Source organism: Streptomyces sp. NPDC026575 (assembly GCF_055567415.1).
The window spans coordinates 177,014-200,587 of the sequence record NZ_JBVHQM010000016.1; the positions used below are offsets into that span (position 1 = coordinate 177,014).

Annotated in this window: 11 protein-coding genes and 2 pseudogenes; 6 read left to right on the plus strand and 7 right to left on the minus strand. The window is 67.5% G+C overall.

Annotated elements, in window-relative coordinates; genetic code table 11:
• Window positions 1-25 precede the first annotated feature (25 nt).
• Window positions 26-889 (plus strand): alpha/beta fold hydrolase, encoded by an 864-nt coding sequence (locus ACZ4NB_RS23240; RefSeq protein WP_467664332.1) that lies wholly within the window; start codon window positions 26-28, stop codon window positions 887-889.
• Between the two features lie 31 nt (window positions 890-920).
• Here the strand turns inward: ACZ4NB_RS23240 and ACZ4NB_RS23245 are convergent, their stop codons facing one another.
• From ACZ4NB_RS23245 to ACZ4NB_RS23255, 3 genes are all read right to left on the minus strand, one after another.
• Window positions 921-1,250, minus strand: a complete 330-nt coding sequence (locus ACZ4NB_RS23245; RefSeq protein WP_467664334.1) for a hypothetical protein — start codon at window positions 1,248-1,250, stop codon at window positions 921-923.
• Between the two features lie 149 nt (window positions 1,251-1,399).
• Window positions 1,400-1,831 (minus strand): MarR family winged helix-turn-helix transcriptional regulator, encoded by a 432-nt coding sequence (locus ACZ4NB_RS23250; protein ID WP_467664336.1) that lies wholly within the window; start codon window positions 1,829-1,831, stop codon window positions 1,400-1,402.
• Between the two features lie 28 nt (window positions 1,832-1,859).
• Complete coding sequence (locus tag ACZ4NB_RS23255; RefSeq protein ID WP_467664338.1) at window positions 1,860-2,741, minus strand: NmrA/HSCARG family protein; 882 nt, start codon at window positions 2,739-2,741, stop codon at window positions 1,860-1,862.
• 97 nt (window positions 2,742-2,838) lie between these two features.
• Between ACZ4NB_RS23255 and ACZ4NB_RS23260 the strand changes: the two genes are divergently transcribed.
• The gene (locus tag ACZ4NB_RS23260; protein WP_467664340.1) at window positions 2,839-3,318 is read left to right on the plus strand and encodes a MarR family winged helix-turn-helix transcriptional regulator; all 480 of its coding nucleotides are present in this window, start codon (window positions 2,839-2,841) and stop codon (window positions 3,316-3,318) included.
• Window positions 3,319-3,813: 495 nt separating this feature from the next.
• Here the strand turns inward: ACZ4NB_RS23260 and ACZ4NB_RS23265 are convergent, their stop codons facing one another.
• From ACZ4NB_RS23265 to ACZ4NB_RS23275, 3 genes are all read right to left on the minus strand, one after another.
• Window positions 3,814-4,188, minus strand: coding sequence for a hypothetical protein (locus ACZ4NB_RS23265; protein ID WP_467664342.1), 375 nt, complete (start codon window positions 4,186-4,188; stop codon window positions 3,814-3,816).
• Window positions 4,185-10,535 carry an RHS repeat domain-containing protein gene (locus ACZ4NB_RS23270; protein ID WP_467664344.1) on the minus strand — a complete coding sequence of 2,117 codons (6,351 nt, stop codon included), beginning with the start codon at window positions 10,533-10,535 and terminating at the stop codon, window positions 4,185-4,187. The genes ACZ4NB_RS23265 and ACZ4NB_RS23270 overlap by 4 nt, the downstream gene beginning before the upstream one ends.
• A gap of 163 nt (window positions 10,536-10,698) precedes the next feature.
• On the minus strand, window positions 10,699-15,009 hold the full coding sequence (locus ACZ4NB_RS23275; protein WP_467664346.1) for a LamG-like jellyroll fold domain-containing protein: 4,311 nt from the start codon (window positions 15,007-15,009) through the stop codon (window positions 10,699-10,701).
• Window positions 15,010-16,197: 1,188 nt separating this feature from the next.
• Between ACZ4NB_RS23275 and ACZ4NB_RS23280 the strand changes: the two genes are divergently transcribed.
• From ACZ4NB_RS23280 to istB, 3 genes and pseudogenes are all read left to right on the plus strand, one after another.
• The gene (locus tag ACZ4NB_RS23280) at window positions 16,198-16,737 is read left to right on the plus strand and encodes a GNAT family N-acetyltransferase (RefSeq protein WP_467664393.1); all 540 of its coding nucleotides are present in this window, start codon (window positions 16,198-16,200) and stop codon (window positions 16,735-16,737) included.
• Window positions 16,738-17,457: 720 nt separating this feature from the next.
• Window positions 17,458-19,091, plus strand: a pseudogene (istA, locus tag ACZ4NB_RS23285) (IS21 family transposase).
• Window positions 19,088-19,885 (plus strand): IS21-like element helper ATPase IstB, encoded by a 798-nt coding sequence (gene istB / locus ACZ4NB_RS23290; RefSeq protein WP_467664348.1) that lies wholly within the window; start codon window positions 19,088-19,090, stop codon window positions 19,883-19,885. Before istA ends, istB begins: the two are co-directional and overlap by 4 nt.
• Window positions 19,886-19,924: 39 nt before the next feature.
• Here istB and ACZ4NB_RS23295 read toward each other — a convergent pair whose 3' ends face one another.
• Window positions 19,925-20,791 (minus strand): alpha/beta fold hydrolase, encoded by an 867-nt coding sequence (locus ACZ4NB_RS23295; protein WP_467664350.1) that lies wholly within the window; start codon window positions 20,789-20,791, stop codon window positions 19,925-19,927.
• Between the two features lie 190 nt (window positions 20,792-20,981).
• Here ACZ4NB_RS23295 and ACZ4NB_RS23300 point away from each other — a divergent pair.
• Window positions 20,982-23,531 (plus strand): annotated as a pseudogene (locus tag ACZ4NB_RS23300) (RHS repeat-associated core domain-containing protein); the annotation flags it as partial.
• Window positions 23,532-23,574 lie beyond the last annotated feature (43 nt).

Genomic DNA, 23,574 nt, shown 5'->3' on the forward strand with positions numbered 1-23,574 from the left:
CCTCACAGACCAAGCGAGGCAGCCCGTGCCCTACATCGACGTAGGCGGGAAGGACGGTCCCGCCGTCGAGCTCCACTACGAGGACGAAGGAGACGGGGTGCCCGTCGTCTTGCTGCACGGGTACCTGCTCGACAAACGTTCGTGGGCGCCGCAGACCACCGCGCTACGGGACGCCGGGTATCGCGTCATCAGCTACGACCGGCGCGGGTTCGGCAACTCCGCACATCCCCGAGCCGGTTACGACTACGACACCCTGGCCGGGGACCTCCACACGATGATGACCACCCTCGACCTGACAGATGCCCTACTGGTCGGCTTCTCCATGGGCACCGGCGACATCGCCCGCTACCTGAGCACCTACGGCTCCGCCCGCGTGGCCAAGGCCGCGTTCATGGCCCCCCTTGGGCCCTACCTCCTCAAGACCGAGCACACCCCCTCCGGCGTGAACGAGGCGCTGATCGACCAGACCCTCGCCGCCCTCAAGGAAGACCGCGAGGGCTACCTCGACGCCTTCTTCCACGACCTCTACAACCTCGACGAAACGCTCGGCAACCGGATCGGCCCGGACCAGGTCCGCGCCGCGCGGGCCGCCGCACGGCGCGTACCCACACACGTGTGTCTGAGCGCCATCCCGACGTGCCGGACCGACTTCCGCCGCGACATGCCGGCCGTCGACGTACCGACCCTCATCGTGCACGGCACCGGGGACCGCGTCCTGCCGGTCGCCGCCACCGCCCGCCCGATGCACGCGATGCTGCCCCACGCCCGGTACGTCGAGATCGACCGAGCCCCGCACGGACTGCTGTGGACGCACACCGAGGAGGTCAACCGGCATCTGCTGCAATTCCTGCACGCCAACCGGGACGAGCGACCTGCACCCCGCACCTGATCCGCGGCCGGTCATCGGCGACCTTCGGGTGTCACTGCCCCTGATAGGGCGGCTGCTGTGGCGGTTGCGCCCCGTACGGTCCCGGGTACTGCGGCGGCTGCCCGGGAGGGACGACCGGCGGATACGCCTGCGCACCGGGCTGCTGCCCCGGCCCGAAACCCTGGCCGGGCTGTTGGACGGGCGGATAAGGCGCCTGCTGCGGCATACCCGGACCCGGACCCCAGCCCCCGGGAGGGACCTGCGGCTGCGCGCTCTGGCCGCGCCTGCTTATCGCCACGGCGATGACGACCACGATCGCGGCCAGCACGCCCAAGCCCACCAACAGCACCAACAACGACGCGACCATCTGCGCCCCTCCCATGCTCCATGGCTCGTGCGGACACGCCACACAGTTGCCCCACCACGACCCTACAAGGGCGCCGCGACGACCCGGTACCGCCTGGCCCTGCCCGCTGCCCGCTGCCCGCTGCCCGCTGCGCGGGCCGGCACCGTCGCCGTCGCAGGCTTTCGTCAGGGCCGCCGGTCAGCGCCTGCCGCCGTCTCCAGGTTGTGGGTCATGCGTTCCAGGACGAGGACGGCTGTGCGGTACTCGTGGGGGGAGATGCCGTTTGTGGACAGGTCGCGGAAGGTGTCGACGCGTTCGGCGACTTCGCTCAGGCGCCGACGGCCGCTGCCGGTAAGGGAGAGCCGGTCCGGTGCGGGGCGGGATGCCCAGCCGCCGGCGAGCACGGCCTCGACCGCGCCGGTCAGCGTGTGGGCGTCGGCGTTGGCGGCGAGAGCCGACAGGACGTCGGCGTCGGCGACGGCGGTCTGGGGGGCGTCGTGGAGGACGTTGAGGACCTGCCAGGCGATCCGAGTGAGGCCGAACTCCTCCAGCATGTCGTTCATGTAGCGGGTGATGGCCTGGTCGGTGCGGTTCAGCCAAAAGCCGATGGGCTTCATGCGGGTGCCCTGCCTTTCCGGTAAGGGGTCACTGATGTGCGGGCACGGAGGCCAGGAGCGCGGTCCAGTCCCGCTCGACGGCCCAGTCGGCGAAGCTGTGCCAGCCGACTTCGGGGTAGTCACGGCGCAGCCCGGCGACGTCGACGTCGAGGCCGGAGGCGGTGAAGTACGCGAACATGGCGGCCAGGTCCGCCGACCGGGTCCGCACGTAGGCCAAAGGCACCTCTTGATGGGCCACCGAGCGGCCGGCGGCCGCGGCGAGGATCTTCGCGATCTGGCCCGGGGTGCGCTCGTCGGAGGCGATGTCGATGCGCTGTCCGGTGAACTCGTCGCGGCGCTGGAGGGCCAGCGCGGCGAATGCGCCGATGTCGACGGCGGGGATGAGCGTGAGCGGTCGGTCGGCGGGCATGGGCCAGGCGAAGGCGCCCTCACGCAGGCCGTCGAGGGTCCAGCCGCTGGTGTAGTTGTCCATGAACGCCGCCGGGGCGATCACCGTCCACGGCACGCCGACCGCCCGCAGGTGCCGCTCGACCAGGTACTTGCTCTCATAGTGCGGCACGCCGGTGCCGCGGTCGGCGTGGGCGGCGGAGGTGAGCACGACGTGCCCGAGGCGGGCGGCCGCCGCGGCGTCGACGACGGCCTTGCCCTGCCGGGCCTCGATGGCGGTGTCGGCGCCGAAGGGAGTGGTGACGGCGAAGAGCGAGTCCGCCCCGGCGAGGGCCGCGTCGAGGGACGCGCGGTCGTCGAAGTCGGCGCGGCGCACCTCCGCCCCGAGGCCGCGCAGGGCGTCGGCGGCGGGTGAGCCGGGATGGCGGGTGAGTGCCCGCACCCGGTGGCCGGCGGCGAGCAGGGCGCGGGCGGTGGCCCCGCCTTGGGCTCCAGTGGCCCCGGTGACGGCGATGGTGAGCATGGTTCCCCCAGGCTAGAATGACTGTGTGGCGCATCAACTGCTCCACGCAGCAGACTATAGAAAGCTGCGCCGCGCAGCAAACGGAAAGGTGATCCAGGTGGCGGAGTCGCAACGGGCCCGGCTGTACGAGGAGCTGTCGACGGAGTCCCGCCGCTACCTGGCGGCGTACGTGCTGTTCAACCAAGCCCTCGCCGACCACCTCGGCCTGCACCCCACCGACGTGCAATGCCTGAGCCTCATGACGGCCGAACCCGGACCGCTCACCGTGAAACAGATCGCCGACATGACGGGCCTGACCACAGGCTCGGCCACCCGACTGGTCGACCGGCTCGAACGAGGAGGCTACGTCGCCCGCACCCCCGACCAACAGGACCGCCGCCGCGTCCTGGTCACCCCGGTGCCCGAACGCGTAGCCCGTGTCACCGCGGTATGGGACGACCTCGGCAAGGACTGGCAAGCACTACTCGACAACCACACCGAGCACGAACTCGAAGTGATCACCCGTCACATGCGCCAGGCACACGACCTCAGCCACACCCAGATGCAACACCTGCGCTCCCGCCCCAAACCAGACTGAGCACCGGCCCGCAGCCGTCCGCGCTCGACGCGGAAGCCCGCAAGGCACCCCGCGGAAGCTCCCAGGCATCCCCTCGAACGGCACTGATGCTGCGGCATCGAGACGCCCATCTACTTCTCCAGCCGGGAAAGGTCCGGTGCCCGGCCTCCGGCGGCTTCCGGTATCGCATCGGTGACCGATCGCCACTGTGCGGCCGAGAGCGCCCCGGCAAGCGCCCCGGCGTTCTCCTCGCTTTCGCTTGAGGCAAGCCGGTGCCAGTCGGAGAGAAAGGTGTCGCAGTGTCGTGGAGGCATGAAGAATCGTCGCTGGCTACTCAACCGTTTCGGCGCGAACCTGTGCATCTAGTCGGGTCGGCGCTCTACGTCTGGGTGACGAAGGTGAATGCCGCACAACTGATGAGTCCGGGGGGGGGGCTGCGGCTGCGCGGCCATTTTGGCCTTTCGGCTAGTCTCTGTTGCTGCGGCGTGCCAGCCCGAAAGGATAAGGATATTCTGCCTATTGTTCTTCTGTCGGCAACCAAATTCTTTCCAGCTTCGCCTTTGTTGCCTCCGCGCTAATTCGCAATTCCCTCCACTCCGATGCGTCCTCAAGGGCGGCGTTGGTCCAGATGGAATCTGGCATTTCGTTGACGGAGTTCACTCGCTCGTTGACCTCAAGAAGCAGTAGGTAATGTCCCTCGTCGAGGGAACCATCACGCGCTCTGGCGAGAGCCACATGCAACACATCGTCGAACTGCAGCAAGATTTCATCCAGTCCCACATTCGACTCCCGAGCGTAAGCCGATTGGCGATCCGGCGTTGCGCTGAGAAGCTCCAAGACGGACAAGGCCCATCGCTGGAATCTCGCCATGCTGTCCTCTGCGGCGCTCATCGAATGATTCCTCCCAGATCCCCTTCAGGTCCTACAACTCTCCAGTATGCGCCCTCGCCGTGATGGCCGCCGCCAGGATTCCACCTAAGCATCCTCCCGGTTTCGTTTCCGCGATCTGTGTATTCGCGGATGACCCAACCGCCACCTTCATTCTTCCCTCTCCGCAACCCTTCTTCCTTCCATCCCCTCTTGCCCTCAAAGTACGGGCGAACCTGATTCGGTTTAACGCCCCCACTCAGGATAGAAGGAGTGTTGAAAATGTCTTCATAAGAGCGAACCTGGGGGAGTCTTCCCGACTCTTGGCTGAGCTGTCTGCGCAAGCGCTCGCCGTCGGCAGCGCTCTCGGGGAAGCGCGGCTTCGGACCTGAGAGCCCACCCGTGCCTCCCGGGACAATGGGCATGACGCCGTATGTCATGTTTTCGCACAGATCGCCGGGATGGCAGACAGGTCCACTCCAGAGATCGTGCAGCGCTTCGCGCACATTCCCGCGTTCGAACTTCCCGAAGGCGCTGTCGGGAGGGAAGAAGTATGGGATTTGCGCGGCTTCCTGGAAGACCAGTCTTTCGGGGCGCTCGCATCCGCACTGATACTGGGCAGCCGCCTGTCGCCCGGCGCTGACATGAACGGACGAGGTGTAGTGCGCGCCTGCGGCACCCAAGCCACTGGACCCGCCGAAGGGGCGCTCGCCCTTGCGTTGGCCGGTGTAGCCGGCGTGCTCCGGGTCGCCTGCGACGGGGTAGCCGTCGCCGCAGATATCGCGGCGGCACAGTCCGGAAGGGTCGGAGTCGGTGACCGGGTTGCTCCCGGCGTAGGCGTACCCGTTGAAGCTCTCCGAGTCGGCCAGGTCCATCACAGGGTCGACGGAGATGAACCGGCCGGTGTCCACGTCGTATTCGCGGGCACCGAGATGCGTCAAGCCAGTGCCGGTGGTGTCGTCGGTGCCGCCAACGTAGCCCTTGGTCCCAGGCCAGTTGGCTGGCCGGGTGCCGCGGGGGCCGCCGAAGGGCAGGGTGCGGCGTAGGGCGAGGGATTGGTCAGCGGCATTGATGGCGAGTTGGCCGGTGCCGAGGCGGTCGGCGAGGGTGACGGTGTAGGTGCCGTCGTCGGCGAGGACGGCCTGGTTGCCGCTTCCCAGCGGGATGTAGCGGGTGGCCTTGGGCTTGTCGGCGCCCTTGTCGAGGACGAGTTCGGTGTGGTCGCCGAGGGTGAGGGTGGTCTTGTCGTCGGTGCGGGTGATCAGGCGGTTGCCGTCGGCGTCGTAGACGTAGGAGGTCGTCTTGGCGCCGTTGTCGCCTGACGGCCCTGTGACGCTGGTGAGGTGTCCCTCGGCGTCCCAGTGCAGTGTCTGTTCGTCGCCGGGCAGGAGGCGCCTGGTGGTGTTGCCGGTGCCGTCGTAGCTGTAGGTGTTCCTGCTTGTGCCGGTCGGGCTGGTGGTGTCGAGGGAGGTGAGGGTGTGGGGCTGGGGCGTGCCGGGCCTGGGGTAGGTGTAGGTGCTCTTGGTGTCCTTGGCTGCGTCACCACCCGGGTCGTGCTGGGTGAGGTGGGTGCGGTTCCCCGCAGCGTCGTAGGCGTACGAGTGCCAGTAGGGCGCCGGGCCTGAGACCAGGTTCCCTGACGGTGCCGGGGCGCAGGTCTTCTCGTCCTGGGTCCAGGCTTCGGTGAGCCGGCGCAGGTAGTCGTAGGTGAAGCACTGGGTGTCGGTGCCGGTGCGGGAGACGTCGGAGAGCGAGGTGACGTTGCCGGCGGGGTCGTAGCCGTAGGTGGCGGACTGGTCCACGCCGGCGACGTCCTGGCGGTCGACACGGGAATTCGAGAGGCGCTGGGTGCCGAATTCGTAGGAGTTGGTGACCTGGGTGAGCTTGCCGCCACTGCCGACGATCTTGTAGGTGAGGGGCTGGCCGGTGAGGGTGTAGTTGGCGTCGGAGCGGATGTTCGTGCCGTAGACGGTGGTCATGCGCAGGGTGTCATCGGCGTAGCTGTAGTTCCATCCCTTGCCGATGAGGTTCCCCATGGCGGAGAAGCTGCGGGCCTTGGGCAGGCCGTTTGCGTAGTACGACGTGCTGGCCTGGTAGGTGCCGGCCAGTTTGCCCTCGGAGTCCGGGATCACGGTGGCTGTGCGCTGCGGACGGTAGAGCGTGTCGTACTGGGTGATCTTGTTGGTGTACGGCTTGCCGTCGAGGTAGCGGGTGGATTCGGCGAGCTGTCCCTTCGCTCCGGCCACGGTGTCGTAGACCCACGTGGCGCGCAGGGGACCGTCTGCCGTCTTGTCGTGCAGTTCCGTCTTGCGGCCGAGGCCGTCGTAGACGGTGGCGACCGTGGTGCCCCGGGCATCGGTGGTGCTGATCTGCTGGCCACGGTCGTCGAACGTGGACTTCGTTGTGCCCTTGTCGGGGTCCTTGGCCTGGATCTGGTTGCCGAGCTGGTCATAGCTGTATGACCAGGTGTTCCCTGCAGGGTCGGCGACCGAGGAGAGCAGACCCGCTGGAGTGTAGGTGTAGCGGGTGGTCGCGACCGGTGCGTCGACCGCGCGAGCGTGGTGCTGCAGGAGCTGGGTGGTCTGGCCGCGTGCGTCGCTCACCGTGGTGGTGGCGGTGCCGCCCTGGGGCGGGATGACGGTGGTGCGATCCCCACCGTAGCTAGTGGTGGTGACGGCCAGGACCTTGCCGCCCTCGCCGTTGCCGGCGACGTCGCGTGATTCGGTTTCCCGGCCCAGCCCGTCGTACGTCTTCCAGGTCTGGGTCTCGACGCTGAGGGCGTCGGCGGGCTTGAACAGCTCACGTTCCGGTTTCTTGAGCGCGTAGTAGGGAGCGAAGGTCTTCGCCACCAACCCGCGTTCGTCGTAGAACGTATCGCTGATCAGCCGCCCGCCGTCCGGGCCTGGCACCTGGGTCTGGCGGGTGCGCAGGTAGCCGTCGTACAGGGTGTAGGAGACCGTCTGCGACTGAGCGCTGGGGTTGAGGGTGTACGTGGCGACGGCAGCCGGCTTGCCGTCCTCGACCGAGTAGGCGAACTGGTAGGTGGGCACAGAGCCGCGGTCGGGCAGCCACACCTTCACCGAGCGGCCCAGGGCGTCGTACTTGAGGGTGGTGCGCTTGCCGTTGGTGTCGACGGTGGCGGTGGGGTGGCCGCGCAGCGGGTCGAGTTCGGTGGTGGTGGTCTGGGCGGTGGCGGCGTCCTTGGCGTCGGCGGGCGGTGTGGTGACGACGGTCTTGGTGGGGAAGCCGGTGGCGGGGGTGTAGGCCGTGGTGGTGGTGCGGCCGTCGGCGCGGGCATTACGGGTGGGTGCGCTGTCGCCGATGGCGGAGACGTTCGCCGTGAGGTCGGTGACCTTCTCCGGACGCCCGTAAGCGTCGTAGGTGGTTCCGGTCTCCAGGTAGGTGGCCGTGGTGCCGTCGTGCTTCTTGAGTGTGGCGACGGCGGTGGCGTCGCCCTTGGCGGGCGAGGCCCCGTAGGTGCCGCCGTCGTAGGCGGTGCGGACGTCGGCGATGACGTCCTTGGACCGGTCCGGGCTGCTGCCGCATTCGGTGGCTACGGTCTCTATCCGTGCGGGCAGGGTGAGGATGTTCTTGTCGGTGTTGGTGGCGTAGGAGGTGTGGGTGCAGCGGTCGTCGTCGGTGGTGGCGTCGTCGCCGCGGTCGCTGACCTCGGTGACGCGACCGGCGACGGTGTCGAAGGCGGAGGCGGTGGTGGTCGTGCGCCACTTCGCACCGACTCCGTCGTCGAGTGAGGTCCAGGCACGCGTGCTGGCTGTGCCGGTGAAGTTCGCGCTGACGGTCCCCCAGTCACGGACTTTCTTGGCCGTCTCGTGGTGCCAGGGCCGGCTGACCGTCTTGGCCAGGACCTTCCCGCCAGAGGCGGAGTAGGAGACGGTCTTGTAGGGGAAGCCGGCCGCCGAGGAGTGGTCGGCAATCGGCTCGCCCTCACCCTCGTCGAGGGAGACGCTGACGTCCTTGGCTCCGCCGCCTGCGGTCTTGCGGTCACCGTCCATACCCCGCAGGAAGAAGCTGTCTTCCTGGGTCTTCATGGCGTCGGCGGTGGTGCCCTGGCCGCCGGTCTGGACGCGGACGTGGCCGTAGCCGCGCCACTGCGACCAGGTCTTGAACTTCTGCTTGGTCAGTCCGTCGTCATCGTCGTAGTGCCAGGCCGCGTCACCGAGGTAGCTGTAGCGGGTGACCTGGTCCGGCGCGCCGCCGGTGCGGTCGGTGGTCGTCACGGAGGTGACGACGTACTTGTTGAACCACGACTTGTCCATGTCGTCGCTGGAACTGCCGCCGATGTACTGCGGGAAGCAGCGGGTGGTGTTGGACTCCGGGGTGGGCAGGCCGTCGAACGAGCAGGTGGGGGTGGAGTAGTTGACGTCGGTCTGGCCGCCGTATTCGTCGTCGATGGTCGACAGGCGGTCCTTGACGTAGGGGGCGTAGCCGTCGCCGGTCTTGTCGAGGCGGTTGGTCAGCTGGGTGTAGGCGAAGGTGGTCTTCGGCAGGGTGAGGGGCGCGGTGTCGGTGTGGCCGGTGTGCTGGACGGATTCCAGCTCCAGCTGGTAGTCGACGTCGGCCTTGCCCCAACGGTGTGCCAGGGACCAGGAGTCGACCGGAGTGAGGGCACCGTCCTTGAGCACCTCGGTGGTCACCCCCGTCAGCCGCTTGCGCGTCCAGAAGGTGGGGGAGAAGCGTCCCTGGTCGCAGGTGGTGCCTGCCTTGCAGTTCAGGTCCCAGGGTGTGTCGTACCAGTAGAAGCTCTTGGCGTCGATGGTGTCGGCCGCGCAGGTGACCCCGGTCTGGGGCAGGCAGCGCTCGGCGTTGGTGAAGGACACCTGGGCCAGCGGCTTGCCCGCATACAGATCGCCGGACGACCGGCCGTACTCGATGCGCTTGAGGGTGCCGCCGCGGACGTACGGGGTGTCGTCGTCCTTGTTCAGGTCGCGCCCGTAGGAGTTGGTCTCCTTGTCGTAGTAGTAGGCGATCGCGTTGCCGTGCGGGTCGACGACGTAGTCGAGGTTCCAGCGCCATCCTTGCTGGCACCAGGAGTCCTTGAAGGCGTCCTTGTGGCAGTCCTCGCCGCTGTTGTTGCCGAAGACCGGGACGGTCCACGTCGAGTCGGTGGTGTCCTTGTCGGCGGCCCAGCCGGGCAGCTTGTGGTAGCCGAAGTAGAAGCGGGTGCCGGAGGGGTCGGTCAGCTCCCAGTACTCGTTGTCGTTGTCGCCGTTGTCCCGCGCCGAGGACATCAGGTGCCTGATCTTCGTACCGTCGTCGCTCTGGAGCTTCCAGGCGTCTTTCCCGGCGGGGACGAGTTCGCCGGCCTTGCCGTTGAAGGAGATGAAGGCGTTGTCGTAACCCCAGCACAGGTCACCGGGCTTGTTGCCGTCGGCGTGCTTCTCGCCGTCGTCGGAGCAGGGCTTGTAGCGGCGCTCGATGTAACCGGGCCACAGCTCGAAACCGTCACCGACCCACGAGCCCTGGTTGTTGCTGTTGCCGGTGCGGCCGTCGATCGCGCCGGAGGAGTACGACAGGCCCACGCTCGGCTTGAGGCCGCCCGGGACCTCGGGGACGGGCATGTCGTAGGACCAGGTGAAGTCACCGGTGTTGAGGTTGGTGTCCCAGGTGGCGGAGGGCGAGAGGCTGGTGGCCCTGTAGTCGCCCTTGACGCTCTTGTCGTCACCGACCGCCGCAAGCACGGTGGGACCGTTCGCGCGCAGCGGCACCGAGGACGCGGTCAGGGTGTGCTTTTCAGTGTTGTTGCTGGTGGCGAGCGGCTTCGCGGTGCGGCAACCGGCCTTTTCCGGGGTGGTCACCACGCAGGCCGGCAGCTCGACTAGACGCAGCCGAGAGGCGTAGCCGCCGCCATAGGCCCCGGCGAAGGCCGTGTAGTCGACGGCCACTCGCATGGGGGTTGGGGACGAAGCGTTCTTCGCCGCGGCGGCCGTGTACGGCTGGAGGGTGAACAGAACGCCGTCGATGCCGGCCTGGCGGGTCTGCTTCCGGTCGAGGACTCCAGCGGTCACCGCGCCGGGCGTCGCGGAGCGCCCCGCCGCGGACGATGCCTTGCCAGCCTGGGCGGGCGCCAGGGTGAGAGGTAGATCCCCGCCAGCACCAGAGGCCGACGGCGAAGCGGCGCCTCCTTCGGCCGGATGGAGGGTTGCTGAGGCGGCCTTGGGCCAAGCGCTTCTGGGGTGTGCATTGGGGGTGCGTGGTCCCTTGGCCAGCTTCCGCGGTTTGACCCGCATGCCATCGGTCCCCGGAACGGGTTTTCCGATGTTGGGTCGGCTTGGCGTTCCAGGTGCTGCTGCGGCTTGAGCTACCGGGAGAGCCGGCAACAGGGCTCCGGCCAGCACCGCGGAGACGCCCATAGCGACTCGGTGCTGGAGCCGAGTACGTCTGAAGAGACCACGCATGCCGTTCACTTCTGCCCCCACCCTCAATTGCTCACCGATCGGAGCCGTCGGCACCGTGGTGTTCTACGTCGGAAGAAAAGTGCGTTGGTGTGTCGGGCCGTCCGTGCCCGACAGATGCTCAGCCCGCGTCGGGCACGTTCGGTACCTCGGTGGGCAGCTCGTACCACTCGCCGGCCAGGCGGCCGATCTGTTCGTCGGTGAGCGCGCCCTGGAAGGTCCAGACGTCGTCGATCGACCCGGGCCAGTAGTCCCGAAAGGTGTAGCGCCCCTTGGCACGGCCGATCTGCAGCGATTTGAGAGCCTTGATGGAGATGACGTCCTCGGCCCACGGCACCACTTCGGTGCACTGCGCATCGTCGGCCTTGCCGTCACCGTCCGCATCCAGGCAGGCGGCTTCACCGAGTTCACCGTTGACGTAGATGCGCAGCTGCCGGGCGAAACCGTCATAGACGATCGCGAGGTGGTTCCAGTCCGTCACACTGCTCATCGGCTGTGCGCTACCCGCCCAGTCGTAGTCGGTCTCTGCTGTGTCGGTCCGGGCGGTGACCGCCTGCCACACCCCCTCACCAGTCTTCGTGGGGTTCGGCAGGAAGCCCATGGCAAAGCCGCTGGCATTGGTTGCCTCAGCGCTCACCAGTGCAGCCGGGCGAGTGGGGACCGATGCCGCCTGGGCCCATGTGGTCACGGTGAAACTCTCGCTCGTGTCGAGGGGGATCGCGCTGGAGGCGTAGTTCTGCGCGCCGTCCAGCACCAGCCCTCCGTCTCCCAGGAACCCTGCCCCGTTGACTTGCTTCGCCCCTCCGCCCAGCGCCATGGCTGGCCCTTGCGCGACGGAGTTACCTCCGGGGGCGGCTGCCTGATCGAACTGCCAGCGGCCGGTCAGGACCGGTCGTCGCGCCACGAGCTGGTGAACCTCGCCCTCGGAGACCGGACGGTCGAAGATCCGGACGTCGTCGATCTGGCCGGCGAGGTAGTCGGTGTAGGCACCGCGGTACAGGGCACGGCCGATCTGCAGGGCGCCGTCGCCGTACCAGGTCTGCGGCACTGCGGTGCTGCCCTGCAGAAGGCCGTTGACGTACAGGCTCACCGTGTTGTCCACCGTGTCGTGCACGACGGCCAAGTGCACCCACTTGCCGATGGTCGCCTTCTGCTGAGAGGCGACGCGCTGTTGGGTGAGGTTGCCGTCGGTGGCGTCCTTGGTGGCCAGACGGGCACTCCACACGCCGCCGGAGGCCTCGTACGACAAGTAGAAGGCACTGAGAAAGCTGCCGTCCTGCGCGACGACGGTTTGGTTGCGGGTGGCGTCGGTGACCCGTGCCCATGCGGTGACCGCGTAGGACCGTTCGGTGTTGAAGTGTGCTGTGTCCACCGAGGCGTAGTCGTCCTTGCCGTCCAGGCTCAGGGCGTTCCCTGCTACCCCTGCCTTTCCGGGCTCGGCGCCGCCGTGGAAGACGGCCGGCATGACATCGCCGTGGCCGGTGACCTGCTTCGCATCGGCCGGCTCGTCGAGCGGGAAGACCGCACGGGCAGGCCGCCCGGGGCCGTAGATGCGCTCCTTGCCGTACAGCCGGGAGACCTCGCCGGCGGAGACGGGCTTGTCGAAGATCTGCACCTCATCGATAGACCCGGGGAAGAAGGAGCCGGCCGAACCACCGTAGGAACCGGCGCCCAGCTGGAGGCCACGGCGGGCGTTCCACGCGGTGCTGTACGGCGTCTGGCCGGCCAGCTTGCCGTCGACATACAACTGCAGCACCTTGGCGGTGCTGTCGTAGACGCCCACCAGGTGGGTCCAGCTGTTCGCGGTGACGCCGCCGGGCTGGGGCGCCATCGCGCGGGCGATCCCGGCATCGGGGCTGTCGGAGGTGTACTGGTTGAACACCCACCGCTTGAGGTCGGAGGAGTAGTACAGCTCGAAGCCCGGCCGGTTGTTGCCCGGCTGGGTGGCGACGATCGCCGCATGGTCGGGGACCTGACTGGGGCGGACCCAGGCCGAGACGGAGAAGCCCCGAGAGGTATCGACGACAGGGATGTCGGTAGCCGCGTAGGCGTCGGTCCCGTTGAGGGCCAGAGCGGTGCCTGCCACTCCCTCCGCACCCGGCGTGGCGCCGCCGTGCAGGTCCGCGCTACGCGCCGGGGTGGAACCCTTCGCCTCGTCGGCGCCGCCCGACTCGTCGAACTGCCAGGTAGCCCGCTCGGGCTGCCCGGCCTTCACCCGGAACCGGTACGTGCGGATCTCACTGCCGTTGCCGGCTGTGTCGAAGGCTTGGACGGTCACGAAGTTCAGCCCGGGCTTCTCTGGCAGGACGGCGATGTTCCGTGCCGCCCCGCCGCTCGTCGTCACCGTGTTCTTCTCGGTCGGGTTGCCGTTGATGCCGTACCTGTAGCGGTTCACATCCCGGTGGCTGTCCGCCAAGGTGAAAGTGCCGTATTGGCCCACCCCGTCGTACCAGGGATCGTCCGGGTTCTCGGGGTCGGAGGCGGGGTACTCCCCTGAGCTGATCGTGGGGGCCGCGGGCACCTGGGTGTCGAGGACGAAATAACACGCCTCTGCGGACCCGGTGAACGACCACGGCGAATACTGTGCCCCGTCGTAGGTCCGCACCGCCCAGCTCACCGTCTTGTTCGCCGGAATCGAGGTGGGAAGACCGACGGCGAAGTCAGAGCCGGACTTCTTCGCCGTCGTCAGCGCCGGCTTCCACCGTGCGATGGTGCCCTTGCCGTCACCGGCATCCCAGCTCGCCTGGAACTGGACCTGAACCTTGTCCCGATCCGGGTCGGTGACGTTGTTGGCGTACACCTTCCCCCGGGTGCGGACACGGGCCGGAGCGCCGGACTTCTTGCAGCCGCCGCCGTACTCCATCACCAGCTGCGAGGGCTTCACCTGCGGTGGCGGCCGGTTGTACGTCACCCTCAGGTACGCCTTGTCCGAGAACCGCTTCCAGGCATACCCGTCGCTCTCGCTGCCGGCTTTCAGCCCGAAGGTCAGCGTCGGCCACTTGTTGTCCGCGGCCTCCTGCACGGCGGACCTCACGCTGAATTCAGCGTCCTTGGTCGCGCAGCCCTCGTAGCCGTAGGCGAAGCTGTCCGAGGCCAGCTTCTTCTGCCAGAAGCCCGACTCGTTCTGTGAGTTCCAGGTCGTCGAGGACGAGATCGGTCTGGTCCGCCACAGCTCCACCTCCTTCGCCGTGCAGGAAGCGGACCAGGTGTTGCGGACCACGAACTCCGCCGACAGCACCGACTTCCCGGCGAACGCCGACGTCGGGATCTGGTAGAAGAGCCGCTTGGTGTCCTCGGGCTGGCAGTGGTTCCAGTCGCAGTACCCCATCCCCGCGTCGTGGTCACCGTTGAACTTCCACTGCGGGGAGGAGGCCCAGTACTTCGACGCCATCGTCCAGGAGGTCGCCCGAGGGGTGGACCACTGGGGGTCGATGAAGACCGGATAGACGGTGTCCTTGCCCTTCAGTACGTCGGCGTCGGGCTTGAGGACGACCTGGCCCTGGCCCGCCGGGACGTCCACTCCTACGGGCGCGAGCTTGCCCGACTCGCCGGCCGACGGTTCACCGCCCTCGGCTCTGCCCTCTGCGGCTGGGGAGGTCTTCCCTTCGGCCGGTGCGGACTTCGGCCCCTTGCGGGCTGCGGCGGCGCCCCCACCCGTGCTGGAGTCCCACATCAGAGGGGTGGGTGCCTCGAACACCGGCGACCCGGCGCCCTTGTCGAGTGCCTCTAAACCACCGGTCGCCGTCTCCTTCACATCCATGCCGTCGGCCGCCAGCTTCAGCCGAAGCTGCGTCAGTTCCGAACTGGCGGCGGCCTGAGCCGTCTTGACGACCAGAAGCTGGGTGAAGCCGTCGGCCTGTGCCCCCATCCGCAGGTCAACGCCGGGCAGCACGTCGCGGTACGTGGCCTCCGAGCCGTCCAGTACTGGAGCCGGCAGTGTTCCGGGCCAGGACAGCGCCAGTTCGCGCCCCACCTTGCGAAGCGTCACCAGCGGCTTGTCACCGCCGCCCGAGAACGCCAGGCCCACGGCTGCCGCCTTCGGCGCCACCGTCCCGTCGCTCCGTTTGGCCAGGTCGGTGTCGATGTCCTGCCACTGCCCTGAGGCTCGGGTGCGGACCGGTCGGAGGTACTGACGGGCCTGGAGCTTGCCCGCCGGAGTGGCCACGACATCAGCCGACTCCCCTCGCAGAGAGGTGACTTCCACCTCTCGTCCGGTGCGCTTGGCCTGATCCAGAGCGGTGTCCTCGGTCGGCGCTTGAGCGCTCGACTCATCAGGCGAGGCGACGACCTCGGCGGAGGCGGCCGACGGGTGAGGCGCGGCCCAGGCGTGTGGTGCGAGGGCGGCAGGAAGCAGACCTGCCGACAGCAGCCCACACATCCCCACCGACAGCACTCGATGTAAGCGTCTATGACGACGCACTGAGCCAGTCATCCCCGTCATCCCCCGACCACACAAATGAAGATTCCATGAAGAAGTTGTGGGCGGGAACGTATATGCAGGAGGGTTTGCCTGGGTACCTCCATGAAATGGCACCCATGGAACGGAACCGACATTCCGCCAAGCGGAGTTATGTGATGCCTATCACCGTGCTGTGGGGTTGTACGCCTTTAAGTCGTATTCGCAGCAAGAACACGCCAGTTGAGGACCACCGCAGGACCTGCTGATGGCGTCATGTTGACCGGTTTCCGGGCCAAGCCATCGCGCGCGGTCAACTGAGCTGTGAGCTGCGCCCGATGGCATCCGTAGCATCCGCTGCCTGACCAACCCGGGTCCCGATCCGGCTGCGCGCCCCGCGGAGTGGGGACGGTGAGCCGGTGCGGACCGGCTGCCGCGCCACTGAAGGAGACCGGGTCGATTACGCCCGCGACCGGCAGTCCGGCGGGCCGGGATCTGCGGCCCGGGAGGCTGTCGGCTTGGCGTCGTAATCTCACGCAGCGCCGCGGCCGTAGGGTGGTTTGCTTATGTGGGGGGTGTGGTGGGGATGGTTGAGCCGGGTTGGTGGGACGACGACGCCTATGAGGCGGAGCTGCGGCGTTCGCGGCGGGTGGCTCGTTTCGGGTGGAGTGCGATCCTCGCGGTCTGCGCTGGCGTGGCCTTCTGTGTCGCGGTGGTGGTGTTAGTGGTTTTCGTAGGCTTTTTCTTGTTGACACGTGGTCAGTGAGGACGGGCGGCGCGTCAACTGTTGCCGGCTGCCTCTGTGCATCCCCCCTGCTCGTCCGGGACGTCTGGTACGAGGTCATGCGCTGGTTCATGGAGCAAGTCGAGGAGGAGATTCGGACGTCCCGCGCCTAGATGGGGCTGCGTCCTGACCCCGTCGAGGTCATCTACGGGTTGTGTCAGGAGCACTTGGGTGGCATCGACGATGAAGACTTTCCTCGTGTCCTGGCGAAGGTGCGTGCCTCAGTCCCCCAGACAGACCTCCCCGTCGTTCTTGTTGATGGGAACCTTTGAAAACGGCCGGGGGTGCTCCTCGCCCCATTTGCTTGGTCTTTGAACTGTCTGGGGAAGATGGGGAGTGGGGAGCGGACCTTGATCACCGCAACGGGTCTGCATGGCCCCGTTGGCTTGATCGGTCCGCGAGCCTTGATCGTTGCCGAGCCTGCTGATTGGTTGGTCGGCATGACTGAACTCGGACCCGTCGCCTGGCCGCCTGCCCCGATCAAGACTGAGCGGCTCGTGCTCCGAGAGCCTGAGGCCCGGGACCGTGCAGCGTTTATCGAGCTGCTGACGTCGCCAGAGGTGCACGCCTATCTCGGCGGCCCCCGGTCGCGGGACGAGCTTGAGCGTGAAATGCCTGGGGTGCCCGAGCGGTGGCCGGGGAGTTTCGTCGTTGATCTCGACGAGGCGATGATCGGCCAGATCCTGCTCAGGAGGGCAACGGAGCATCTTCGCCCGGCTGCTGTGGGGAAGGTCGATCTCGGCTATCTGTTCCTGCCGCAGGCGTGGGGGTTCGGGTACGCCGCCGAGGCGTGCGCGGCGGCACTCGATTGGCTCGGCGGTGTCCTTCCCGGCGAGCCGGTGGTGCTCGCCACCCAGACCGCCAACGTCGGTTCGATGCGTCTCGCGGCAAAACTGGGGTTCACCGAGGTAGAGCGGTTCCAAGCCTGGGATGCCGAGCAGTGGCTCGGCTTGCGGTCCCCGGTCGTGCCGTCTGCTTGAACTCGTGGACGAAGCCGCGTTGTGGGCCCGCCGACCGTCAGGTCGGCGGGCCCGGTGATCGGTGACGGTCAGCCGGAGCTCACTGGAGGCGTCTGAGCGGGGCGATGTCGGTGACGCGGTTGGTGATCGTGGGGCGGGCGGCTTCTGGGGTGGCGAGCAGGGCGACGATCGTGACTGGCTGGTCGCAGTGGGGACAGTTCCGGACGGCTGTCGGTGCCAGTGGGTCGATGGGGCCGGGGGCTGTCGGCTGCGGGGCGGACGGTAGTGCTCGGGGGTGTTCGCCGAGGCGGCGTGCTCGTTCTTCGTCGCGGGTCCGGTTGCGTTGCCTTTCCGACTCACGACGGCATTCGGGCGAGCAGTAGACCTGGCGGAGTCGGGGGTTGGCGGTGAAGATGCCGTCGCAGACTGGGCAGGTGTGGGCGGCCAGGCCGACGGGAGCGCGTCGGTGGGCGGCGCTCTTGCAGCGGGGAGAGCAGTAGATCTGTCTCGGGCTCGGCGTGAACTCGCAGTCACAGACTGGGCAGTTGACTGGTCTGGGAGTGAGCTGTTCGTTGGGGTCAGGAGACTGGCTTTATCGAGCAGTAGTGACGTCACTTGTCGATGAGTTTGGGAGGCGCCCCGGGGCACGAACGAGTGGTGTTGATGAGTTTGGGAGGCGCCGGGTCTCTTGCCAGGGCAGCATCGGGATGCTCCTGGTGAAAGGTGCTGGTCATGCCGCCGATGTCGAAGGTCGAGCTGTACGCGGCGATCCGGCGTGACCATCGCGGCGGCATGTCGATGCGGGAGCTTGAGCGCAAGCACGGCGTGACGTGGCGGACGGTGCGGAAGGCGTTGGACTCGGCATGGCCGGAGCCGCGCAAGAAGCTCCCGCCCCGGGCGAGTGCCCTGGATCCGTTCAAGCCGGTGATCGACGAGATCCTGCGTTCGGATCTGGACGCGCCGCGCAAGCAGCGGCACACGGTCACACGGATCTTTCACCGGCTGGTCGAGGAGCACGGGGCGGACGTCTCCTACGGGATGGTCCGCTACTACGTCGCCGGCCGGAAGCCGGAGATCCTGGTCGAATCCGGCAAGGCACCGCTGGAGGCGTTCATCCCGCAGACCCACCAGCCAGGCCATGAGGCGGAAGTCGACTTCGGTGACGTGACCGTGCGGCTCGCCGGAGAGCTGGTGACCTGCTATCTGTTCTCCTTCCGCCTGTCGTATTCGGGCAAGGCCGTCCACCGCGTGTTCGCCTCGGCCGGTCAAGAAGCCTTCTTCGAAGGCCACGTCCACGCACTGCGGACGCTGGGCGGGGTCCCGCGAAGCAAGGTCCGCTAGACAACCTCAAGGCTGCCGTCGCACGGGTGCTGGGGCTGAACCGGGCCAGGGTGGAAACGGACCGGTGGATCGCGTTCAAGTCGCACTACGGCATCGAGAGTTTCTACTGCCGGCCCGGCATCTAAGGGGCCCACGAGAAGGGCGGAGTCGAAGGCCAGATCGGCTATTTTCGCCGCAACCACTTCGTTCCCGTTCCCGAGGTCTCCTCGCTCGCCGAGCTGAACGAGATGGTTGACCAGTGGGACCGGCAGGACGGCGCCCGCCGAATCGGGTCCAGGCCCAAGACGGTTGCGGAGTACTTCGCGGTCGAACAGCCACTGCTGCTGCCGTTGCCCGACGAGCCGTTCGAGACCGGGCGTATGTTCACACCACGGGTCGACCGCTACAGCCAGATCCCCGTCCGCACCAACCGCTACTCGGTGCCGACCCGGCTGATCGGCAAACGCGTCCGGGTCGTTCTACACGCTTCTCACCTGGTGGTTTACGACAGGAACGTGGAAGTGGCACGACATGAGCGGCTGATCGCCAAGGGCGCTGTCCGCCTGGAGCTGGACCACTACCTGGAGGCCCTGGTCCGCAAGCCAGGCGCCTTTCCCGGCTCCACCGCCCTCGAACAGGCCCGCTCGGCAGGAAAGTTCACACCGATCCATGACGCCTGGTGGGACCGGGCCAAGAAGATCCACGGCGAGCGGGACGGCACCCGGGCCCTGATCGAGGTGCTACTGCTGGGCCGTCACCTGCCCCACGAGAATGTCGTCGCCGGTCTGGCCGCGGCCCTGAGGGCCGCGGCCATGACCGCGGACGCCGTCGCGCTGGAGGCCCGAAAAGCCGCCCAGGCAGAGACCGAACCCGGCCCCGCAGCAGGCCAGCTGGTTCCCGGCAAGCCGCCGGCGACGGTGACGTCCCTGCACGAGTGGCGCCTCGCTCACCTTCCGCCGGACACCAGGCCGCTGCCCTCGGTGACCCCCTACGACCAGTTGCTCCGACACCGCCGCGACAACAGCGGTGACCACCGTGAGGGAGAAGCGCAATGACCCTGCCCCGCCAGCGTGGCTTGACCGAGCAGGCCGCCGACGCCGCCATCGACAGCGCCTGCCGCATGCTGCGGCTTCCGTCGATCCGCAAGGAGTTCCCCGACATCGCCGAGCGGGCGCTGAAGGAGCAGATGAGCTACCGGGGCTTCCTCGCCGAACTGCTGATGGCCGAATGCGACGACCGGGCCCGCCGCCGTTCGGAGCGGCGAATCAAGGCAGCGAACTTCCCGCGGGAGAAGTCCCTACGAGCGTTCGACTTCGACGCGAACTCGAACATCGACGCGGCCACCGTCCACACCCTCGCCAGCTGCGAATGGATCAAGAACGGCCAGCCGCTCTGCCTGATCGGTGACTCCGGCACCGGCAAGTCGCACATGCTGATCGCCCTGGGCACCGAGGCGGCGATGAAGGGCTACCGGGTCCGCTACACGCTCGCCACGAAGCTGGTGAACGAGCTGGTCGAGGCGGCCGACGAGAAGCAGCTGAACAAGACCATCGCCCGCTACGGGCGTGTTGATCTTTTGTGCATCGATGAGCTCGGCTACATGGAACTCGACCGGCACGGCGCCGAACTCCTCTTCCAGGTCCTGACCGAACGCGAGGAGAAGAACAGCGTCGCCATCGCCTCCAACGAGTCGTTCGGAGGCTGGACGAAGACGTTCACGGACCCGCGGCTCTGCGCGGCCATCGTCGACCGGCTGACCTTCAACGGCACCATTATCGAGACCGGCACCGACTCCTACCGCCTCGCCAGCACCCGAGCACGAGCCGAGGAGCCCGCCAAGGCCGGCTAACCTCGCTCAGCGAAATCCTGCAACGGGGCAGGTTTCCACTCAACTTGCCTGATGCGAAGGCTGAGCCCCGCCCAGGTTGTCGATGAGAGCAGCCACGTATTCGGGGTCTTCGTCAACCAGGAGATGACCGCTGCCAGCGGCCACGTGAAGGTCGATACCGAGTGTTCTGCGCACGGTGGGGCCGAGGCGTCGAGGTGGCAGGAAGGTGTCATGCTCACCCGCGACGGCGCAGCGGCGAGCAGCCGTCGGGGGCACATCCGCGATCCCTGGGGATCCGCTTGAGCGGACGTGTCGCGCGATGAGCGTCATCCACTCAACCAGCTCAGTGCGTGGTTGGTGGCCGGGCGCGTGCATGGCTCGCAGGAGCCGGGCGCTGCGTTTCGGCGTTGGACGCAAGTACCAGGCGGCAGAGGCGGCCATCACGCCGGCGGTGATCCGCAGCCTCGCCAGCCCGCCTGGGCACACCAGAACCTGTCGTTCGATGCACGGCGAAGCGCACGAGACGGCGACGGCGGCGCCGAATGAATGACCCAGGACTGTCACAGGACCGGCCGCCAACTCCTTCAGCGTCTCGCCCAGCCAAGCGCCATACCAGGACAGTCCACCGCCAGAGGGCTCACGTTCTGCGGCACTGAGGCCGGGCTGCCCCGGGACGTCCACGAGTAAGACCCGGTGGCCAGCAGTTACCAGGGCCGTCGCCAACGGCAATGAGGAAGCAGCATTGAAATTGGTACCGGGAATGAACACCACCGTCGTCGAGCCGGAGCCCGCAGCCACTACGTGAGTGGGCGCCTCTTTGGCGGTCACCTTCATGCGCTCATGCGGAACCGTCCACCGATGAAGCTGATCGACACACCAGCCCTGGATGGACTGCCGGCCCCTCTCACTGCGATAAATCGAGCCCATCCAGCGAGTATGCCCCTGCCCGGAGCAGCCCCCTGCACCAGGGGCGCCCCGCACGGGTGCCTACACACCCCAACCTCACCAGGACAGGCAGTCAGTGCCGTCATTTCTGCTCGACATCTGTGCGCTGGTTGATCATCAACTGCCTCCGGAACCTGTCGACAAACGCTGTTCCTAGAGATGCACGAAGCCAGACCAGCTGATCCGGTCGTACGGGCATGACGAGAGCGGCAACCTCACGTCGGTCACTCTCTCTACCGGCGCGGTGACGACCTTCGAGTACGACGCCGAGCACCGGATGACGGCCTGGGTCGACTCCAACGGCTCCCGCTACGAGTACACCTACGACCATCGGCACCGCTGCACCACTCAGTCCGGCGCCGAGTGGCACCTGGAGAACCGGTTCGCCTACGGCGAAGCCGACCCGAAGACCGGTCACCGCATCACCACCCACATCAACGGAGAGGGCGCCAGCACCCGCTACCTCATCAACGACCGCCTCCAGGTCGTCGCCGTCACCGACCCGCTTGGCAACACCACTCGCACCACGTATGACACGCACGACCGGCCACTGCAGATCACCGACCCCGTCGGCGCCACCACACAGTTCACCTACGACGAGCAGGGGCGCCTCATCGGTGTCGTCCGCCCCGGCGGCGGCAGCAGCACCACCACCTACACCGACCTCGGCCTGCCCGCGGAGGTCACCGGCCCAGATGGCCAGGCCTTCCACCAGGAGTACGACGCCACGGGGAACCGGATTGCCGTCACCGACCCCGCAGGCCGAACCACCCGCTTCACCTACGACGGACGCGGCAACCTGACGTCGGTCACCGACCCACTGGGAAGCACCAGCGGGATCGAGTGCGACAAGGCGGGGCTCCCAATTGTCGTCACCGACCCACTCGGCGCCGTCACAGCGTTCAGCCGGGACAAATTCGGCCGCACCACCTCCGTCACCGACCCCCTCGGCAACACCACTCGGTACGAATGGAACACCGAAGGACTCCTGACAGCCCGCGTCAATCCCGATGCCACCCGAGAGTCCTGGACGTACGACGGCGAGGGCAACTGCACAACCCACACCGATCCCCTGGGTCAGACCACCACGTTCGAATACGGCCACTTCGACCAGCTGAAGGCACGTACCGGCCCGGACGGGGCACGCCACGAGTTCGTGCACGACACCGAACTCAAGCTCATGAAGGTCATCAACCCCCAGGGCCTGACCTGGCGATACGAATACGACCTGGCCGGCCGCCTGATTGCCGAGACGGACTTCGACAACCGCACCCAGACCTACACTCACGATCCGGCAGGGCACCTGACCTCCCGCACCACCCCGCTGGGCCACACCATCCGCTACCAGCACGACGCCCTCGGCCGTATGGTCGCCAAGGAAGTCGAGGGCGAGCTCACCACCTACGCCTACGACGCTGCCGGGCATCTGGCCCGGATCGCCGGTCCCGGCAGCGAACTGGCCTACGCCCGCGATGAGTCCGGCAAGGTCGTCGGCGAGACGGTGAACGGCCGCACCACCACCTACACCTACGACGCCCTGGGCCGCCGCCTGTCCCGCACCACCCCCACCGGCGCGGTGAGCCATTGGAACTACGACGCGGCAGGGCGGTGCACCGGACTTGACGTCTCCGGCCGCACCCTGGCCTTCGCCCACGACGCGCTGGGCCAGGAAGTCTCCCGCACCCTCGGCGACATCACCTTCGCCAACCAATTCGACACCCTCGGCCGTCTCACCGACCAGCACGTGACCGCAGCCGCTGAAACCATTCAGCACCGTGCGTACACCTACCGCGCAGACGGCCATCTCACCGGTATCGCCGACCACCTCAACGGTGTACGCCACTTCGAACTCGACACCGTCGGCCGTGTCACCACCGTCTCCGCCCACAACTGGACCGAGACCTACGCCTATGACGCCGCCGGAAACCAGACCCATGCCACCTGGCCCGACCGCCACCCCGCCCGCGAGGCCCGTGGCGAGCGCACCTACACCGGCACCCGCATCAACCGCGCCGGAGGCATCCGCTACGAATACGACGCAGCCGGCCGCACCACCCTCCGCCAAAAGACCCGCCTGTCCCACAAGCCCGACACCTGGCGCTACACCTGGGACGCCGAAGACCGCCTGACCGCCTGCACCACCCCCGACGGCACCACCTGGCGCTACACCTACGACCCTCTCGGCTGGCGCACCGCCAAGCTACGCCTGGCCGAAGACGGCGAGAGCATCGCCGAGCAGGTCCTCTTCACCTGGGACCGCACCACCCTGTGCGAGCAAACCACGCTCCTCCAAAACAGCTCGACACAATCGACCATCACCTGGGACCACCAGGGCCTCAAACCCCTGACACAACGCGAACGCCTCACCGCAGTCGACGCACCCCAACACGAGGTCGACCAGCGCTTCTTCGCCATCATCACCGACCTCGTCGGAACCCCCACCGAGCTGCTCGACGAAACCGGCACCATCGCCGCCCGCGCCCGCACCACCCTCTGGGGCTCCACCGTCTGGAACGTGGGCGCCACCGCCTACACACCGCTCCGCTTCCCCGGCCAATACTTCGACCCCGAAACCGAACACCACTACAACTACGTCCGGACCTACGACCCCGAAACCGCCCGCTACACGACTCCCGACCCCCTCGGACTCACCCCCGCCCCCAACCCAGTCACGTACGTCTGCAACCCCCACACTTGGACAGACCCCCTCGGGCTCTCCCCATACAGCGGGCGCGCGACGGTGCGCTGGGATGTCGATCAGGGCC

Bases quoted from the DNA above. Each gene is read 5' to 3' on its own strand.
- ACZ4NB_RS23245 (WP_467664334.1), bottom strand. From the start codon at position 1,250: ATGGGAGGGGCGCAGATGGTCGCGTCGTTGTTGGTGCTGTTGGTGGGC.
- ACZ4NB_RS23250 (WP_467664336.1), bottom strand. From the start codon at position 1,831: ATGAAGCCCATCGGCTTTTGGCTGAACCGCACCGACCAGGCCATCACC.
- ACZ4NB_RS23255 (WP_467664338.1), bottom strand. From the start codon at position 2,741: ATGCTCACCATCGCCGTCACCGGGGCCACTGGAGCCCAAGGCGGGGCC.
- ACZ4NB_RS23265 (WP_467664342.1), bottom strand. From the start codon at position 4,188: ATGAGCGCCGCAGAGGACAGCATGGCGAGATTCCAGCGATGGGCCTTG.
- ACZ4NB_RS23270 (WP_467664344.1), bottom strand. From the start codon at position 10,535: ATGGGCGTCTCCGCGGTGCTGGCCGGAGCCCTGTTGCCGGCTCTCCCG.
- ACZ4NB_RS23275 (WP_467664346.1), bottom strand. From the start codon at position 15,009: ATGACTGGCTCAGTGCGTCGTCATAGACGCTTACATCGAGTGCTGTCG.
- ACZ4NB_RS23280 (WP_467664393.1), top strand. From the start codon at position 16,198: ATGACTGAACTCGGACCCGTCGCCTGGCCGCCTGCCCCGATCAAGACT.
- istB (WP_467664348.1), top strand. From the start codon at position 19,088: ATGACCCTGCCCCGCCAGCGTGGCTTGACCGAGCAGGCCGCCGACGCC.
- ACZ4NB_RS23295 (WP_467664350.1), bottom strand. From the start codon at position 20,791: ATGGGCTCGATTTATCGCAGTGAGAGGGGCCGGCAGTCCATCCAGGGC.